Below are 18,207 nucleotides of genomic sequence, written 5' to 3'. Positions count from 1 at the left end.
CCGCAACCGACCCTAACGCGCCCGGCGCGGCACCCGGAACGCTCAGGAGGCGGCCGGGCGGGCGTGTTTACCGACAGCGTGCAGAAACCCCACCGCCTGGCGATAGGAGTCCACCAGCCCGGTCTCGCGGTAAGGTACCCCGATCTCCGCGCAATACTGCACGACCAGTGGTTGGACACGACGCAGATTGCAGCGCGGCATGGGTGGGAACAGATGATGTTCGATCTGGTAGTTCAACCCGCCCATGGCCGCGTCGAGCAACCATCCTCCGCGTACCGTGCGCGAGGTCAGCACCTGTCTGCGCAGATAGTCCACGGCGTCGCCGGATTCGAACACCTCCATCCCCTTGTGGTTGGGCGCGAAGGTGCATCCCATGTAGAAACCGAACACCCCCTGCTGCACGAGTAGGAAAACCACCGCCTGTATCGGGGACAACACGATGAACGCCGCAGCCACGAGACCGATGCCGTGCGCGGCCAACAACAATCCTTCCCAGAACCGTTTCGGGACCTGCCCGCGGATCACCGCCCGCACGCTCTTGTTGTGCAGGCTGCCCGCCTCCAGGAATATCAGCGGGAAGAACAACAGCCCTTGATAACGGAAGATCCAGCTCCGAAAGCCACGTTCCGTACGCGCCCGTTGCGGGGAGTGCACCAGGACACCGGTGATATCGGGATCGGCGCCCTCGGTATTGGGGTGGGCGTGGTGGCGATTGTGATTACCGGTCCACCAGCCGATGCTCACCCCGATACCGAGATTGCCGACCAGCAGCCCGTACAGGTAGTTCGCCCGTCCGGTGCGGAAGATCTGCCGATGTCCCGCATCGTGCCCGAGAAAGGCCAACTGCGGGAAGACGATACCCAGGAATACGGCCGTCAGTACCTGCCACCACGAATCACCGAGTGCCACGAATACACCCCACCCGAGCCCGAGTGCCGCGACCACGGCAACCGTCCTTCGAGCGTAATACCACGGTCGCCGCTCCATCAGCCCGGCTTCTCGGACCCGACGCAACAACACCGCGTAATCGCTGCCGGCCCCACGCCGCGGAGTGTCCGCCACCGAGGGGCCTATATGTGCCGCCGTCATCTACCTACCTGTCTATCCCGATCGATCCCCCCGTTGACGCAACCGAACCGTATCGACGCGACGATGTCCATTCGAACGGTCGTTACCGGAGGGAATGCCGGTGGTCGCCTGACCGACGGACGAATACGGGTTCACGATCGGCTCCCGCGACACCGCAGGGACCGCTCGTCGACGAATCGCTTTCCCGAGTGGTGACGATCGGGGTGCCCGGAGACACCACCGTCACATGTCGGCCCCGCTCAGGATGTGCAAGACCTCGTCCGAGAGGAAGAAGGGTTCGAGCCGTTCCCGGATCAGGCCCTCCAACACACCGTTTCGTTTGGCCGCCTCCACCACGGCGGGGCCGTAACGCAGGATCTCGGCGGTGACGTCCTCGCCGCTGAGGCCGAGTTCGCCGAGCATGGCGGCGAGGGTGTGGTCGCCGTATTTGTCGAGGAATACCTGGACGCATTCGTCAACGAGTAGACCGAAGTATTCCTTTTCGCGGGTGGTCACCGCGATGCGGTAGCAGATCTCGACGAGTTCGCGCAGATCCTGTTGGGTGAGATAGGCCCGAAGCCCGCTGACGGGTTCACCGGCGTGTAGATCCCAGAACTCCATGGAGGCCTCGTGCACGGGCGCCTCACGCAACATCTCCCGAATGGCGTTGTTGGTACGGCGCAGCGCATACATGGCCCCTTTACCGGCGATGTCACCGAGGATGCCGTTGCTTTCGGCGGCTTTGCGGGCCCGCTCGGCGGCGGACTGTCCCAGGGACATGAGCGCGCCCATACCGGGGACCTTTTCGGCCCGCCGGCGGTTGGCCTCCACGAAGTCACCGACCAGTTTGTCCACGAATTTGGAGGCGACGGTGGCGATCAGGGGACTGTCGGTGAGCCGGTCCAGGATGCGTTCCTGGGTTCGGTGCATACCGAAGATCTTCTCCAGCAGCGCCTCCACCGGTTCCCGTTCGACCACCTCGCCGAGGGTGTAGTCGTCGGTGGCGGCGGTGTGGTCGTAGATGGCGTCGGCGAACACACCGACCATATCGGCGATAACGCTGCTACCGCCGATCCGGTCGATCACCGTGGCGACGGTCTCCCGGGCCCGATCGACCGGCGCCACCTCCTCGAAACCGATGGTTTCGGCCACGCCGAGGACGGCGGCCACATCCCGGGCGACGACCTCGGTGAAACGGTCCCCGGTCACCTCGGACAGCAGATATTTCACCTGGGCGTCGAGGAGACGTTCGGCGATGGCCTCGGCCTGCCGCGGTGTCGGAGTGAGTGCTGGTTCGGTCATGGGGTCCACCTATCCTGCCGGGCCGGAGGACCGGACCGGCCTCATTCGCCGCGCTCGCCGCGCACCGATTTCCGGATCTGCTCCAGACGCTCTCGCGCGGCCTGTTCGCGCGCCTCCCATTGTTCGTCGACGCCACGCCCCGCCGGAGTTCGGCGGTCGAGTTCACTCATCCCCTGCGCGGTACCGAAGCGCTGCTCGACCTTATCGCGAACCGACTCGAAGGTCGGCACACCATCGGGACCATAACCGCCGAGATCACCACCGCCGGGATCGGTCACCCCCGTATCGGCGGAAAAGCCCCCACCCACCTGCGGAGACACCCGACCACCAGAAGAGGATTGATATCCGGTGGATATCGGGGTGTCGGGAATCACGTCGGGGTTCGGTCCGGTCGCGCCGGTCCGGGCGAGCAGTCGGGTGACCACCTCGTACACCTCCGCCAATCCCGGACGGCCGGAGGTGACCACACTCAACACGGCGAGCAGTTGCTCATCGGACAAGGCGGCCAACCGCACCGCCAACTCACTCGGATCCGCATCGGGTTCACTCATACTGTGTCCTTTCGCGGTATGAACGGGCGCGCCCTCCACGGTCACGCCGCGCCACCACCTTCGAGCGCCTGCCGCTCATATTTCTCAGGCTACGCAGCCACGGCGGACGACGAATGCCGTCACCGGTCGGCGGCGCGGCGGATGATCTCGTTTTCCTGCGCCCATTCGACGATCGCCGCGGCCCAGTCCGTCATGGCCATACCGATGATGTCGTTGTGCCCCGCCCCGGGATACACCATGAGCCGCTTCGGCTCGGGAGCTGCCGCGTAGAGGCGTTCGGCGTGGCTCAGCGGGATCAACTCGTCCCGGTCACCGTGCATGAGCAGCAGCGGCGCCGTCAGTGACGGAATACGGCGCAGGCTCGGGTAGGCGTCCGGAATGGCGGGCGCGGGCAGGAACGGATACAGCCGCCGGGCCGTGTCACGCAGACCGGTGAAGGTGGACATGAGGACGAGCCCGGCGGGCGGATGCGCCACGGCCAGTTCCAGCATGACCGCGCCACCGAGGGATTTACCCAGATAGACGACGCGCTCCGGATCGACACCCGGCCGATCGAGCAGCGCCTGCCGGGCGGCGCGAGCATCCAGGGCGGTACCGGTTTCGGAGGGGCGGCCGGTGCTGCGGCCGTAACCGCGGTAGTCGAAGGCCAAAACGTCGAATCCGGCGGCGTTCAGCAGGGCGTAGATCGGCACCCGGTCACCGATATTGCCTGCGTTCCCGTGCGCGAACAGGATGTGGCCGATCGGACGTTGCGCACGCACCCACCAGGCGTGCAGGGTCCGGCCGTCGGCGGTCGGGATGGACAGATCGGTGTAGTCCAGTCCGAGCGCAGACGGCGTCCGCTCGATCCGACGCGTCGGCCGGTAGGTGAGCGCGTACAGGATCGGCCGGGCCGGATGGCCCGGCCGCCACGATCTCCGGACCGATGTGGTCAAGAGCGCAGCACCGCGCCGACCGTCTCGGCGGCCGCGGCCACCGCTGCGTCACGGGCGGCGCTCGCCTCGTCCTCGGTGAGGGTGCGGTCCGGTGCCCGGAACCGCAGCGCGTAGGTGAGGGATTTGCGACCCTCGCCTACCTGAGCGCCTTCGTAGACATCGAACAGGGCGATGTCCTCGAGCAGGTCGCCGCCACCGGAGCGCAACGCCGACTCCACGGCTGCGGCGGGGACCTCGCGGTCGACGCTCACCGAGACATCCTGCAGCACGGCCGGGAACGGCGACACCAGCGGCGCCGGTCGGGAATCCCGCAGCGGAAGCGCATCCAGATTCAGTTCCAGCGCGCAGGTGCGCGGCGGCAGACCGGACCGTTCCAGCACGGCCGGGTGCAGTTCACCGGCGTGACCGACCACCACACCGTCGACCACCAGTTCGGCGCATCGACCCGGATGCCACGGCAGATACCTGCCGGCGCGGCGTTCGATCGGCACGCCGGCCGCCGCGCCGATGACATCGGCGAGCGCGAAGGCGTCGGCGGCCTCGGCCTGTCGGCCCGGGCCCCACGGGCCGCGCGGCTCCCGACGTCCGGTGAGCACCGCCGCCACATGCACCGGCTGCTCCGGCAGCGACGCCAATAGCGCGGCCACCTCCTCGTCGGTCGGCCGCCGATCCACCGGCAGCGGGTCGACCGGCTTGGTCTCCGGTCCGGGCAGCACCACCTGCGCGATCCCGTAGAGCGACAGATCGCGAGCGCCGCGCGAGATATTGCGGGCTGCCACCTCCAGCATGCCGGGCAGCAGGGTGGTGGCCAGTTCGGCCCGGTCCACATCGAGTGGGTTGAGCACTCGGGTGGTGGTGCGACGCGGATCGTCGTCGTCCAGCCCCCACACATCGAAGACGTCGGCGGGCAGGAACACCGGCGGCGGCACCTCCACACAACCGGCGAAGGCCAGCGCCCGACTCACCGAGCGCCGCCGCTGCTGCTGCGGGGACAGGCCCCGACCGGCGGGAGCCTTGGGCAGCACCAGCGGGATCTGCTCGAGTCCCTCCAGTCGCAGCACCTCCTCCACCAGATCCGCGGGCTGGGCCAGATCGGGCCGCCAGCTGGGTGGGGTGACCACCAGCTGTGCGTGACCGGTGGTCTCGTTCACCCCCACGTCGACCTGACAGCCGATCTGGGTGAGCCGGCGCGCCGACGTCCCGGTCGGGTAGACCACGCCGGCCACCTTGTCGGCGTGGTCGATGTCCATTCGGATCGGCTCCGGCGCGGGCAGAACCGCCCGGAAATCGGTGAGCGCCGGTTCCACGGTGCCGCCGGCGATCTCGGCCAGCAGGGCGGCGGCTCGGTCCAGGGCGGCCAGATTGAGTTCCGGGTCCACCACTCGCTCGTAGCGTTTACTCGCCTCGGAGACGAGTTTGTGCCGGCGGGCGGTGCGGTAGACCAGCAGCGAATCCCAGGTGGCCGCCTCCAGCACCACATCGGTGGTTTCGGCGCCCACCTCGGTGCTCGCCCCACCCATCACCCCGGCCAGGGAGATCACACCGGAATCGTCTGCGATCACCACATCCTCCGGGTCGAGGACCCGTTCGACGTCGTCGAGGGTGCGCAGCTTCTCCCCCGTCTGCGCCCGCCGCACCACCAGGGAACCGGACAGTTTCGCCGCGTCGAAGGCGTGCAGCGGCTGCCCCAGCTCCAACATCACGTAGTTGGTGACGTCCACCGCCGGCGAGATCGGCCGCACCCCGGCCAACAGCAACCGGCGCTGCAGCCACCACGGGCTCACCGCATCGGGGTCGATACCGGTCACCCGACGTATCCCGAACCGGGTGCACCGCGATTCCTCGGTCACCTGCAACGGCCAGGCCTCGGCCTCGTCGTTCGGCAGCACACGCACCGCGGGATCGGCGTATCCGAGGTCGAAACCGCAGGCCAGTTCCCGGGCCAGGCCGCGCAGCGAGAAGCAGTAGCCGCGGTCGGGGGTGATATTGAGTTCGATGACGGTGTCGTCGAGGCCGAGCAGCTCGTTGGCGTCGGCGCCGGGCTCGGCGCTACCGGGTTCCAGCACCAGGATGCCGGAGTGGTCCTTGCCGATCCCGAGTTCGGCGACCGAGCAGATCATGCCGTTGGAGATATGCCCATAGGTCTTGCGGGAGGAAATTGCGAACCCGCCGGGCAGCACCCCACCGGGCAACACCACGACCACCAGATCGCCCACGGCGAAGTTCGTGGCTCCGCAGATGATCTCCTGGAGCTCGGGTTTGCCGATATCGACCTTGCAGAATCGGATCGGTTTCTTGAAGCCGGTGAGCTCGGTGATCTCGGCGACCCGCCCGACCACCAGCGGCCGCTCGATATCCCCGGTCACCGGTCGCAGCTTGTCGACCTCTTCGACCTCCAACCCGACCCGGACGAAACCGGCGTCGAGTTCCTCCGGGGTTACCGACCAGTCGGGGGTGGTGCGCCGGATGAGTTCGGTCAGCCAGGACTGCGCTACTCGCACTTGTCGTATCGCTCTCTAGTCGAAACGGTCAGGACCGGATACCGAAGGGCTGGGTGAACCGCACATCGCCTTCGACGATGTCCCGCATATCGGGGATGCCGTTGCGGAACTGCAGGGTGCGTTCCAGCCCCATACCGAACGCGAAACCGCTGTATTCGTCGGGATCGATACCGCTGGCGATCAGCACCTTGGGGTTGACCATGCCGCAGCCGCCCCATTCCACCCAGCCGGCGCCGCCCTTCTTGTCCGGGAACCACACGTCGACCTCGGCGGAGGGCTCGGTGAAGGGGAAGTAGTTCGGCCGGATACGGGTGCGGGTCTCCGGACCGAACAGGGCCCGCGCGAAGGCGTCCAGGGTGCCGCGCAAATGCGCCATGGTCAGACCCTTGTCGACGGCCAGACCCTCCACCTGGGAGAACACCGGGGTGTGGGTGGCGTCGAGTTCGTCGGTGCGGAAGGTTCGCCCGGGGCAGACCACATAGATCGGCAGCTCCCGCGACAGCATGGACCGCACCTGCACCGGGGAGGTATGGGTGCGCAGCACCTGTCGGGAGCCCTCCGGGGCGATATGGAAGGTGTCCTGCATGGTGCGGGCGGGATGGTCGGGCAGGAAGTTGAGCGCGTCGAAGTTGAAGTGCTCGGTCTCCACCTCCGGGCCCTCGGCGACCTCCCAGCCCATGCCGACGAAGACGTCGGCGACCTGCTCGGAGATCACGGTGATCGGATGCCGCGCACCCAACGGGACCCGATCGGCGGGCAGGGTGACGTCGATCGTCTCGGCGACCAGCACCGCGGCATCGCGTTCGGCGAGCAGTACGGCGTGTCGGGCCTCGAACGCCTCGGCGATCCGCTTGCGCGCGGCGTTCACCCGCTTACCGGCCTCGGCCTTCTCCGATTTGGGCAACGAACCCAAGGTGCGCTGGGCCAGGGCCACCGGTGATCTACCACCCATGTGTTCGGTCTTCGCGACCGCGAGCGCGTCCAGATCGGCGGCGGCGGCAAACGCTTTCTCGGCGGCGGCCGCGGCCGCGGCCAGGCCCTCCTCGGTGAGCGCGGGCGCCTGCCCGGCAGCGTTGCGCGCCTCGTCGGCGCGATTGTGTGCGACTGCCTCGTTGTCGGCCACGGTCGTTCGTCTCTCCCCTGGGGATCGGTTTTCGCGGACCCGGGTTGTCCGCCTGCCCATATTGTTGCTGGTCGAATCGTATTCGATGCGCTGTCGGCAATTCACTCGGATATCACCGGGCCTACGACGGGGACGTGCCGGCGAGGAGCCGGTAGAGTCGCCCGGTGATGAGGAGAGCCCCCACCACCACGACGACGACACCGGCCGGGTCCCGGGTCCGCGAGTTCGCGGTCTGGCTGTTACCGCTGTTGGCGGCGGCCGTCACCGCGGTGTGCCTGGGGATGTCGCTCGGCCCGTTCGAGAGGATCAGCGGCGACTACATCGACCTCGAGGTCTACCGGCTGGGTGTCGAGGAATGGCGTTCGGGCGGGGATCTGTACGGGGAACTGCCGAAAACCGGGATCGGCATCAGCCTGCCGTTCATCTATCCGCCGTTCGCGGCATTGGCGCTCGGGGTGTTCGCTCTGGTCCCGTGGACGGTCTCGATGGTGGCCTACCTGGTGACATCGGTGGGGGCACTGGCGCTCACCCTGTATCTGGTGGCCCGACAGTTGTGGCCGGAGACCGGCCGGGCCCGTACCGCGCTCCTGGTATGCGCCACCGCCACACCACCGGCGTTGTTGCTCGAGCCGGTCTTCGCCACCCTGGACTTCGGCCAGGTCAATCTGCTGTTGATGGGTCTGGTCGCGGCCGACTGTCTGACCCGTAACCCCCGCTGGCCGCGTGGCCTGCTGATCGGTATCGCCGCGGCGATCAAACTGACCCCGGCCGCATTCGTATTGTTCTTGCTCGTCCGCCGCGACTACCGGGCGGCGGTGACCGCCACGGTGAGCGGGGCCGCGGCCACTCTGGTGGGGTTCGTGGTGTTGCCGGACGAATCCGTGCGGTACTGGTTCGGCGGCTTCGGCAATGTCGACGGTCTGAGCGGCTCGGCCTTCCACACCAACCAGTCGTTCCAGGCCGTCCTGACCCGGCTGGAGATCACCGGACCCGTGGCCACCGCGCTGTGGGTGGTGCTCAGCGCGGCATTGGTCGCACTCGCGGTGGTGGCCATGCGTCGGCCCGGGACACCACCGTCGATCGCACTCGCGGTCAATGCGATCGTCGCGCTGCTGGTATCGCCGATCTCCTGGTCGCATCACTGGGTATGGGTGGCGCCCGCGATCCTGGCCATGACCGGTTACGCGATCCGGCAACCGGGGCGGGACGGACTGCGCTGGTATATCGCGGCGACGCTCACAATCGTGGTGTTCATCGCGGCCCCGCACGGTTATCTGCCCGGAGAGAACAACCGGGAGCTCGACTGGACACCGATCCAACAGGTGATCGGCGATACCTATGTCTGGTTCGGTCTGCTGCTCGTGGTCTTCGTGGTCATCGCCGCCCGACGCTCGGCCCCCGAGGAACCCCGTATCGCACCCGAGCCCAGCGACACCCTGGTCGGCAGCCGGGATCAATAGTCCGCTCGAGATCGTCGCCGCGTGTGCCGGGATCTCCCCGCCCCAGGTCGAACGACGGCACCCCGCTCGGGGGATGCCGCCGTTCGACCGCCATCGCTAGGCCGCACGTCGGCCCGGTATGAGCAGTGAGACCAGTGCGGCGGTCGCGACGATCGCCGCGCCCACCCATACGGCGGGGACCAGACCCTCCACATAGCCCTGGGGATCGGTGTAGCCGCCGTATGAGACGAACACCGAGGTCAGCACCGCGATACCCATGGCCACCCCGACCTCGCGGACGGTGTTGTTGGTGCCCGAGGCAATGGACCGGTCCTCCTCGGGAGCACTCGCCATCACCACGGTCGCCAATGGCGCGAAGGTGAGCCCCATACCGGTTCCGGCGAGCAGCATGGGAACGACGAACGATCCGTAGCCGATATCGGTGGTGGTGATCGCGGCCATCCAGGCCAACCCCACCGCCAACAGCACCTGCCCGCTCACCAACAGAACACGGGCGCCCACCCGGTCGATCACCAGACCGGCCAATGGCGCGACCACCATGGGGGCCATGGTCCACGGCATGGTGCGGACCCCGGATTCGAATGGGCTGTAGCCCTGCACCACCTGGAAGAACTGGGCCAGCAGGAAGATCGACCCGAATACGCCGACAGAGAAGGCGAAGGCCACCACATTGGCCACACCGAAGGCCCGTATCCGGAACAACCGCATCGGCAGCATGGGCGTGGCGGTCCGCGACTCCCAGCCGATCAGGGCGGCCAGTAATACGGCACCGCCGATCAGAGCCGTGAGCACACCGCGGGAGGTCCAACCGTCCTCGGCACCGTGCACGATCCCCCACACCACGGCCAACACTCCCCCGGACGCCGATACCAGGCCGAGCGGATCCAACTGCCGGCCGCCACCTCGGACATCCCGCAGGGCCCACACCACCAGTGGAAGCACCAGCAGTCCGATCGGAACGTTCACCCAGAAGATCCACTGCCAGCTCAGTCCGTCGACCACCGCCCCACCGAGCAGCGGGCCGAGCGCGACCCCGAGGCCGGAGACACCGCCCCAGATACCGATGGCGGCGCTGCGCAACCGCCGCGGGACCGCGTCCGTGAGCAGGGTCAGAGAGAGCGGCATCACCGCGGCGGCGCCGAATCCCTGGATCGCGCGGGCGACGACCAGCATGGTGGGGTCGGTGGCCAGTGCGCAGGCCGCGGAGGCGAGCGTGAACAGCGCGATACCGGCCGTGAAGATTCGCCGACGGCCCATGCGGTCACCGAGCGTGGACGCGGTGAGCAGTAGCGAGGCGAACGAGAGCGTATAGGCGTTGACGAACCATTGCAGATCGCCGAGCGAAGCGTTCAACTCCGCGCGGATCACCGGCAAGGCGGTGGTGACCACCAGATTGTCGAGGGTGACCATGAACATCGGGATGCCGACCGCGGCGAGGACGGCGGCGAGTGGTCTACGCGGCCCGGGGTCGTCGGTGTGGGTCGGCGGAGCCTCGAGCGTAGACGGCCGAACGGGGGCGCCGAGCGGGGGTACGGGCGTCGAGGTAATCGTCTCGGCCATATCCACTCCTTGTTGTAATCGACTGATAACCAATATCGTCGAAAGTATGCATCGGCTGATAACATGTCAAGGGATCGGCTGGAAGGAGGACGATGACCGAGGTGAGCAGGACCCGGATGACCGCGGGCGAACGAGGTGAGCAGGTACTGACGGCAGCGATATCCGCATTCGCGGAAGCCGGTTACGCGGCCACCCGTACCGATGAGATAGCCCGACGGGCGGGTGTCTCCCAGCCATATGTGATCCGGCTCTTCGGCTCCAAACAGGCCCTGTTCCTCGCCGCGCTCGGCCGGGTGTGCGATCGCATCGAGCAGGTCTTCACCGAAGCCTCGCAATCGGCCGGCGATGCGGAACCGCTGGACGCCCTCGGGCACGCATACGAGGTCTTCCTGGCCGAAGGCGATCTGCTCCGGCTACTCCTCCACGGTTTCGCCGCGGCGCGGGTGCCGGAAATCGGCCCGGTCATCCGCGAACGCTACGGGAGAATCTACCGACTGGTTCGGGAACTCACCGGCGCCTCGGTCTCCGATACCCGACGTTTCATGGCGACCGGCATGTTGCTCACGGTCATGGCCGCACTCCAGGTCGTCGGCCCCGAGTCCATTCCCACCGACTGGGCCGGCGAACTGTTGGCGGACCTGAACGAACACGGCGACTGAACCAGGCCTCGACCCACCCGGTCATCGATTCCGAAAACGCACCCTCGCATTCGCATACAGACATATGGCGGCCGCGGTGGCCAGGTTGAGGCTCTCGGCACGACCCCGGATGGGAATCCGCACCCGATGATCGGCTCGGGCCGCCACCTCCGGGTCGAGCCCGTGGGCCTCGTTGCCGAACAGCCAAGCGACCGGCCTGGTGAACAGGTCCTCGGCGTCGTCGAGATCGACCTCGCCATCGGCAGCGGTGGCCACGACAGTGATACCCGCGGCCCGAATGGCATCGAGCACGGTAAAGGTATCGCGGGCACGCGCAATCGGGACGTGGAAGAGGCTGCCCGCGCAGGAACGCACACATTTGCCGTTGTGCGGGTCGACACTGTCACCGGCCAGTATCACGGCGTCCGCGCCGACCGCGTCGACCACCCGGATGAGCGCGCCCGCGTTACCGGGATCGGCGATACCGACGGGCACGGCGAGGATGCGCGGCGCATCCCCCGCGCCCTCGGACTCGGGAAGGATCCGTTCCACCGGGACATCGACGAGCTCACAGACCGCGACGAGCCCAGGTGGGGTGACGGTCTCCCCCAATGCCTGCGCCGCCCGATCCGAGACCAGGGTCGTGCGCACACCGGCGGCCGCGGCACCCGCGATCAACCCGTGTTCTCGGGTCGCGCCCTCGACGGAATAGAACAGTTCCCGGACCCGACCCGTCTCCAGCGCCGCGGCGACAGAGTTCGCACCCTCGGCGAGAAACAGCCCGGCTCGTTTGCGGGCCGCCCCGCGATGCAGCTTCACAGCGGAAACGACCCGCGGATTGCGCTCGGAGAGCGCCTCCGCGGGTCGTTTCGAATGCTGCCCGTGTCGAGCCGTACGAGAGTTCGACACCGTCACCGAATCAGGCGGCCGGGGCGTTGACGTCCTCCGGCAGGGCGGCCTTGGCGACGGCGACGAGACCGGCGAACGCCTGCGGATCGGAGACCGCGAGTTCGGCGAGGTTCTTGCGGTCGACCTCCACGCCGGCGGCCTTCAGACCCTGCACGAAACGGTTGTAGGTGATGTCGTTGGCGCGGGCCGCGGCATTGATCCGGGTGATCCACAGCTTGCGGAAATCGCCCTTACGCGCCCGACGGTCCCGGTAGGCGTAGTTGAGCGAGTGCAGCTGCTGTTCCTTGGCCTTGCGGTAGAGGCGGGAACGCTGCCCACGGTAGCCCTTCGAGGCCTCGAGGATGGAACGGCGCTTCTTCTGAGCGTTGACGGCCCTTTTGACGCGTGCCACTGGTCAGTCCTGTTCGATCTTGGGGGCGCCGACGCGCCCGGAGTGGTCGTTGGGGAAGGTATCGAGCCGGAAGGCGTCTCAGATACCCAGCAGCTTCTTCACACGACGAACGTCGGCGGCAGCGACCGCCTCCGTGCCCTCCAGACGACGAGTCCGGCGGGAAGGCTTGTGCTCGAACAGGTGTCGACGGTTGGCCTGCTGCCGACGCAACTTGCCCTTACCGGACACCTTGAATCGCTTCGAAGCGCCGCTGTGGCTCTTCATCTTGGGCATGGAGGAGTACCTCAATCTGTCTCGTGCCCGCGCAGCGGCGGACCGGATGTTCTGATCGGTGTTATCCGCGGATGGCCCGCGGTACTGCGGTGACGCGTTGGCGCGTTGGCGCGTTACTGCCTCGGACCCGGCCGCGGCGCACCACCGGATTGCGCGGCACCGGACGAACCGGACTGCGCACCGGAGCGGGCACCGCCGGACTCCGGTCGGGCGACCGAATCCTGCTGAGCCTTGGCCCGGGTCTTCGCGCCCTTGTGGGGGGCGAGGACCATCGTCATGTTCCGGCCGTCCTGCTTGGCCGAGGTCTCGACGAAACCCAATTCCGCGACATCGGAGGCGAGTCGCTGCAACAGCCGGAAACCGAGTTCGGGCCGGGACTGTTCGCGCCCCCGGAACATGATCGTGACCTTGACCTTGGAACCGGCCTCCAGGAAACGCACCACATTGCGTTTCTTGGTCTCGTAGTCGTGGTCGTCGATCTTGGGACGGAGCTTCTGCTCCTTGATCACGGTCTGGACCTGGTTCTTCCGGGACTCGCGCGCTTTCTGCGCGGTCTCGTACTTGAACTTGCCGTAGTCCATGATCTTGCAGACCGGCGGTCTGGCATCCGGGGCCACCTCGACCAGATCGAGGTCGGCTTCGAGGGCGACGCGTAGTGCATCTTCAACACGCACGATCCCAACCTGCTCACCACCTGGTCCGATGAGCCGGACTTCGGGAACGCGGATGCGATCGTTGATGCGGGTCTCAGTGCTGATGGGGCCTCCTAGGTCTAGCGGTGTCGGTGACGACCGCAGGAAATGAACCCCTTGTTCAACACAAAGACCCCGCCGCGATATTTCATCGCAAGCGAGGCCCGAGTCGACCGATCCACCCGGACGCTGTGGTCGGGCCACCCGATCCGAAGATCGAGCAACCCACCGCTACGGCGGGTGACCGGACCGTTTGACCAGGTGATCGCTCACCGGCAACGGTGGGAGTCGGGCTCCACTTGTCTGCCCGGGCAGGACCCGGGACGGTCGTCAGCGGTCAGTCTAGCATCTCCCGAGGCCGACGACGAATCGCTCGGGTTCCCGAATCACCCACCCGGAAAATCCTTTGCCGCAAGGGATTCGACCTGTCAGGCTGCCGCGCATGGGTTCCCCACGTGATCTCCTGCACTGGCAGTTCGATTTCACCTGGTCACTGGCGCGACTGCATCTGGACGTGCTGGCCGACGACGATATGCACTGGACTCCGGCCGAGCCCTGTTGGACCGTCCACCGCGGCGACGACGGCCGATGGCGGCCGGACTGGGCCGATACCGAACCCGATCCGGTTCCCGTCCCCACCATCGGTTGGCTCACCTGGCACATTATCTGGTGGTGGGGCGCCGCCATAGACCATGCCGAGGGCCGGACCCCGCCCGACCGCACGGCGGTGTTCTGGCCGGGTGATACGACGGCCACCCTGGCCCGCCTCACCGAACTCCACACCGCCTGGCGCGCCGTTCTGGATCGCGGCACGGACACCGAACTGGACGCGCCCTCGGCCTACCCCTGGCCCGCCGATACCGGGTTGACCCTCGCGCATCAGGCCGCCTGGGTGAACGGCGAGCTGATGAAGAACATCGCGGAGATAGGTCAACTTCGGCTGCTGCGCGCCGCGACCGCCGCCTGAGCCGGCTCCGACCCGACGGTCACGACGGACGCGCCGCCGAGGGCGTCGCGGGCAGGACCTAGCCTTGTAGCTCATGACCGAACAGCCCGACAGCAGCGTGCGCGAACTGGCCGATATTCCCGCGGTGGAGGTGATCAGCCGAGCGGCGGTGATGCTGATGAGTTCGGCCGCGGAGAAGCTGGGGCTGGCCGACGAGGATCCGGAGACCAGCGCCACCCGCGATCTCGACGAAGCACGCCGAGTGATCACCGCACTCGCCGGATTGATCACCGCCTCCGTGGAGTACCTGGGACCGCACGCCGGTCCCCTGCGCGAGGGTCTGCAGTCATTGCAGCGCGCGTTCCGGGAAGCGTCGGCGCATCCGGACGAACCGGGCAAGGGGCCCGGCGAGAAGTACACCGGCCCGGTCTACTGACCGCAGCTCTTCCCGAACCCGAACCGCGCGACCGCCATGGTGTGATCGCCGTGTTTCGGCCTCTCACCTCGTGACGAAAGCCGACCGGCACCGAAGGGACCATCCTGCGGCCGGTGATCGATGCGACCGCTCGCCGTCACCTCGGCGAGCGGTCGCATACCGGCCTGCTCAGCGCAGTGCCGCCGCCTTACGGGAAAGCCGTTTGGCCTTCTGCTCGGCAGTTGCCTTCTTCTCCTTGTCCGAGCCGTTACCCGCCGACTTCGCCGCGGCCTTGCCCGCCGCTTTCCGGACGGACTTCTTCGGCGCGGACTCCTCGGCACGCGGGGCCGGAGCGGTTACGGCGGACGCGGCGAGAACCTCTTTCAGGAACTGGCCGGTGTAGCTACCGGGTACCGCGGCAACCTCCTCCGGCGTGCCCTGCGCCACCACGGTGCCACCGCCGGAACCTCCTTCGGGACCCATATCGATCACCCAGTCGGAGGTCTTGATGACATCCAGGTTGTGTTCGATGACGATCACCGTATTGCCCTTGTCGACCAGGCCGTTGATCACCTTCAGCAGTTTCCGGATGTCCTCGAAGTGCAGACCGGTGGTGGGCTCGTCCAGGATGTAGACGGTCCGTCCTGTGGAGCGTTTCTGCAGTTCGGCCGCCAGTTTCACGCGCTGCGCCTCACCACCGGACAGGGTGGTGGCGCTCTGGCCGAGCCGGACGTAGCCGAGTCCGACCCCCACGAGGGTCTTCAGGTAGCGGTGGATCGAGGTGACCGGTTCGAAGAACTCGGCGGCCTCCTCGATGGACATGTCCAACACCTCGGCGATGGTCTTGCCCTTGTAGTGCACTTCCAGGGTTTCCCGGTTGTAGCGGGCGCCGTGGCACACCTCGCACGGGACGTACACATCGGGCAGGAAGTTCATCTCGATCTTCAGGGTGCCGTCACCGGAACACGCCTCGCAGCGACCGCCCTTGACGTTGAACGAGAACCGTCCCGGCTGATAGCCGCGCACCTTGGCCTCGGTGGTGGCCGCGAACAGGGAACGGATCTTGTCGAACACACCGGTGTAGGTGGCCGGATTGGAGCGGGGGGTGCGGCCGATGGGTGACTGGTCGACCCGCACCAGTTTGTCCAGCTGGTCGAGGCCGTTGACCCGGGTGTGCCGGCCGGGGACCTGGCGGGCGCCGTTGAGTTTGTTGGCCAGCACGGTGGCCAGAATATCGTTGACGAGAGTGGACTTACCGGATCCGGAGACACCGGTGACCGAGGTCAGCACGCCGAGCGGGAACGCGACGTCGATATTGCGCAGATTGTTCTGGGCGGCGCCGACCACGGTGATCCGACGCTTCTTGTCGACCGGCCGCCGCTGCCGCGGCACCTCGATCCGCTCCCGACCCGACAGATATGCGCCGGTCAGCGAGTTCGGGTCGGTGAGCAGCTCCTGGTAGGGGCCACTGTGCACCACCCGGCCGCCGTGTTCCCCGGCCAGGGGGCCGATATCGACGACCCAGTCGGAGGCGCGGATGGTGTCCTCGTCGTGTTCCACCACGATGAGAGTGTTGCCGAGATTCTTCAAGCGGGTGAGCGTGTCGATGAGCCGTCGGTTGTCCCGCTGGTGCAGACCGATCGACGGTTCGTCCAGGACGTACAGCACGCCCACCAGCCCGGAACCGATCTGGGTGGCGAGTCGGATGCGCTGGGCCTCGCCACCGGACAGGGTCGCCGCGGCCCGCGACAGGGTGAGGTACTCCAGGCCGACATCGAGTAGGAAGCCCAGCCGGGCCTGCACTTCCTTGAGCACCTGACCGGCGATGGCGGCCTCCCGTTCCCCGAGGGTGAGCGCGTTCAGGAAATTCGAGCAGTCGCGGATGGACAGATCGCTGACCTCGGCGATGGATTTGCGTTCGTCGCCCGCGGCGAGAGTGACGGCCAGGATCTCCGGACGCAACCGGGCCCCGTTGCACACCGGGCACGGCACATCCCGCATGTACCCCTCGTAGTGCTCCTTCATCTGCTCGGACTCGGTGCTGTCCAACCGACGCTGCAAAAACGGCATCACGCCCTCGAAGTCGGCGTAGTAGGAGCGTTTGCGGCCGTAGCGGTTGGTGTAGGAGATGTGCACCTGATCGGAGCTGCCCTCCAATACGGCTTTGCGTACCCGGGGCGGCAGCTCGCGCCACGGGGTGTTCATATCGAATCCCATGGAGTCGGCCAGGCCGGACAGCAATCGGGTGAAATATTCGGCGCTCTGCCCGCGCGACCACGGCGCGATGGCGCCCTCGGCCAGACTCAGCTCCGGATCGGGCACCACCAGGTCGACGTCGACCTCCTTGCGGATACCGAGACCGGTGCAGTCGGGGCAGGCGCCATAGGGCGAGTTGAACGAGAAGGAGCGTGGTTCCAGATCCTCGATATCGAGGGGGTGGCCGTTGGGGCAGGCCAGTTTCTCGGAGAAGCGGCGCTCCCGGTCGTGGGCGTGTTCGTCGCGGTCGACGAAATCGAGCACCACGATGCCGTCGGCCAACCGCAGCGCGGTTTCGATGGAGTCGGTGAGCCGCTGTTTGGCGCTCGCCTTCACGGCGAGGCGGTCGATCACCACCTCCACATCGTGTTTCTCCTGTTTCTTCAGCTTGGGCGGATCGGTGAGCGGATACACCACCCCGTCCACCCGGACGCGGGCATACCCCTGCGCGTTGAGCTGCTCGAACAGGTCCACGAACTCGCCCTTGCGGGTGCGCACCACCGGCGCCAACACCTGGAATCGGGTGCCTTCGGGCAGGGCCAGCACCTGGTCGACGATCTGCTGCGGGGTCTGCTTGGCGATGTGCTCGCCACAGACCGGGCAGTGCGGGGTGCCGGCGCGGGCGTAGAGCAGACGCAGGTAGTCGGAGACCTCGGTGATGGTGCCGACCGTGGAACGCGGGTTGCGGTTGGTCGACTTCTGGTCGATCGAGACCGCCGGAGACAGGCCCTCGATGAAATCGACGTCCGGCTTGTCCATCTGGCCGAGGAACTGTCGGGCGTAGGCCGACAGCGATTCCACATAGCGGCGCTGCCCCTCGGCGAAGATGGTGTCGAAGGCGAGGCTGGACTTACCGGAGCCGGACAGCCCGGTGAACACGATGAGACTGTCGCGGGGTAGGTCGAGGTCGACCCCTTTGAGGTTGTGTTCCCGAGCTCCGCGCACAGTGAGGCGTTCCGCCACCAGGTCGGTCCCTTCTCGTTCGTCGATATATCGCCATCGGCGCCCTGCCCGGAGCTCGCACCGGTCGACCCGATCGATGGCACAGCGGTCGGCGAGGGGGCCGGGCCGATCACCGGCACCCGACCGGGGTCGAAGTGGGTCGCGGGAGGCGCCCCGGTGATGCTAGGCCGGGCCACCGACAAGTTTCGTCGGCCCGGCGGACGACGACCTCGGCGGGCAGCGGG

16 protein-coding genes are annotated in these 18,207 nt (G+C 67.2%); 4 read left to right on the top strand and 12 right to left on the bottom strand.

Features of this window, described 5'->3' with window-relative positions:
- Positions 1-42: 42 nt before the first annotated feature.
- From ON32_RS08730 to pheS, 6 genes are all read right to left on the bottom strand, one after another.
- Entirely contained in the window at positions 43-1,089 is a 1,047-nt protein-coding gene (locus ON32_RS08730; protein ID WP_051133017.1) for a fatty acid desaturase family protein, read from the bottom strand.
- Between the two features lie 222 nt (positions 1,090-1,311).
- Positions 1,312-2,370, bottom strand: a complete 1,059-nt coding sequence (locus ON32_RS08725; protein WP_051133016.1) for a hypothetical protein — start codon at positions 2,368-2,370, stop codon at positions 1,312-1,314.
- A gap of 41 nt (positions 2,371-2,411) precedes the next feature.
- The gene (locus tag ON32_RS08720) at positions 2,412-2,921 is read right to left on the bottom strand and encodes a hypothetical protein (protein WP_040790356.1); all 510 of its coding nucleotides are present in this window, start codon (positions 2,919-2,921) and stop codon (positions 2,412-2,414) included.
- Positions 2,922-3,040: 119 nt separating this feature from the next.
- Positions 3,041-3,856 (bottom strand): alpha/beta hydrolase, encoded by an 816-nt coding sequence (locus ON32_RS08715; protein ID WP_051133015.1) that lies wholly within the window; start codon positions 3,854-3,856, stop codon positions 3,041-3,043.
- Positions 3,853-6,357 (bottom strand): phenylalanine--tRNA ligase subunit beta, encoded by a 2,505-nt coding sequence (gene pheT, locus ON32_RS08710; RefSeq protein ID WP_040790295.1) that lies wholly within the window; start codon positions 6,355-6,357, stop codon positions 3,853-3,855. Before pheT ends, ON32_RS08715 begins: the two co-directional genes overlap by 4 nt.
- Positions 6,358-6,385: 28 nt before the next feature.
- A complete protein-coding gene (pheS, locus tag ON32_RS08705) occupies positions 6,386-7,480 on the bottom strand; it encodes a phenylalanine--tRNA ligase subunit alpha (protein WP_040790293.1) in 1,095 nt (364 codons plus the stop codon).
- 167 nt (positions 7,481-7,647) lie between these two features.
- On the opposite strand from pheS, the gene ON32_RS08700 reads away from it, so the two are divergent.
- The gene (locus ON32_RS08700) at positions 7,648-8,940 is read left to right on the top strand and encodes a glycosyltransferase 87 family protein (protein ID WP_051133014.1); all 1,293 of its coding nucleotides are present in this window, start codon (positions 7,648-7,650) and stop codon (positions 8,938-8,940) included.
- Positions 8,941-9,036: 96 nt separating this feature from the next.
- Here ON32_RS08700 and ON32_RS08695 read toward each other — a convergent pair whose 3' ends face one another.
- A complete protein-coding gene (locus tag ON32_RS08695) occupies positions 9,037-10,500 on the bottom strand; it encodes an MFS transporter (protein WP_040790353.1) in 1,464 nt (487 codons plus the stop codon).
- Positions 10,501-10,592: 92 nt separating this feature from the next.
- Between ON32_RS08695 and ON32_RS08690 the strand changes: the two genes are divergently transcribed.
- On the top strand, positions 10,593-11,159 hold the full coding sequence (locus ON32_RS08690; protein WP_040790292.1) for a TetR/AcrR family transcriptional regulator: 567 nt from the start codon (positions 10,593-10,595) through the stop codon (positions 11,157-11,159).
- Positions 11,160-11,180: 21 nt separating this feature from the next.
- Here ON32_RS08690 and ON32_RS08685 read toward each other — a convergent pair whose 3' ends face one another.
- The 4 genes from ON32_RS08685 to infC all read right to left on the bottom strand — a co-directional run bounded on the left by ON32_RS08685 (position 11,181) and on the right by infC (position 13,508).
- The gene (locus tag ON32_RS08685) at positions 11,181-12,047 is read right to left on the bottom strand and encodes a TrmH family RNA methyltransferase (protein ID WP_051133013.1); all 867 of its coding nucleotides are present in this window, start codon (positions 12,045-12,047) and stop codon (positions 11,181-11,183) included.
- 10 nt (positions 12,048-12,057) lie between these two features.
- Positions 12,058-12,438: a 50S ribosomal protein L20 gene (gene rplT / locus ON32_RS08680; protein WP_040790289.1), complete on the bottom strand. Its 381-nt coding sequence runs from the start codon at positions 12,436-12,438 to the stop codon at positions 12,058-12,060.
- A 78-nt stretch (positions 12,439-12,516) separates the two neighbouring features.
- Complete coding sequence (gene rpmI / locus ON32_RS08675) at positions 12,517-12,711, bottom strand: 50S ribosomal protein L35 (protein ID WP_040790288.1); 195 nt, start codon at positions 12,709-12,711, stop codon at positions 12,517-12,519.
- A gap of 113 nt (positions 12,712-12,824) precedes the next feature.
- Entirely contained in the window at positions 12,825-13,508 is a 684-nt protein-coding gene (gene infC, locus ON32_RS08670; protein WP_083874243.1) for a translation initiation factor IF-3, read from the bottom strand.
- A gap of 337 nt (positions 13,509-13,845) precedes the next feature.
- Here infC and ON32_RS08665 point away from each other — a divergent pair, with 337 nt between their 5' ends.
- Entirely contained in the window at positions 13,846-14,370 is a 525-nt protein-coding gene (locus ON32_RS08665; protein ID WP_040790286.1) for a DinB family protein, read from the top strand.
- Positions 14,371-14,443: 73 nt separating this feature from the next.
- Entirely contained in the window at positions 14,444-14,785 is a 342-nt protein-coding gene (locus tag ON32_RS08660; protein WP_040790284.1) for a DUF1844 domain-containing protein, read from the top strand.
- A 168-nt stretch (positions 14,786-14,953) separates the two neighbouring features.
- Here the strand turns inward: ON32_RS08660 and uvrA are convergent, their stop codons facing one another.
- The gene (gene uvrA, locus ON32_RS08655) at positions 14,954-17,983 is read right to left on the bottom strand and encodes an excinuclease ABC subunit UvrA (RefSeq protein WP_040790283.1); all 3,030 of its coding nucleotides are present in this window, start codon (positions 17,981-17,983) and stop codon (positions 14,954-14,956) included.
- Between the last annotated feature and the right edge of the window lie 224 nt (positions 17,984-18,207).

It is taken from the genome of Nocardia paucivorans NBRC 100373 (assembly GCF_000308675.1).
Classification (GTDB): domain Bacteria; phylum Actinomycetota; class Actinomycetes; order Mycobacteriales; family Mycobacteriaceae; genus Nocardia; species Nocardia paucivorans.
The sequence above is the reverse complement of the archived record's forward strand: the minus strand, read 5'-3'. Positions and strand labels throughout refer to the sequence as shown.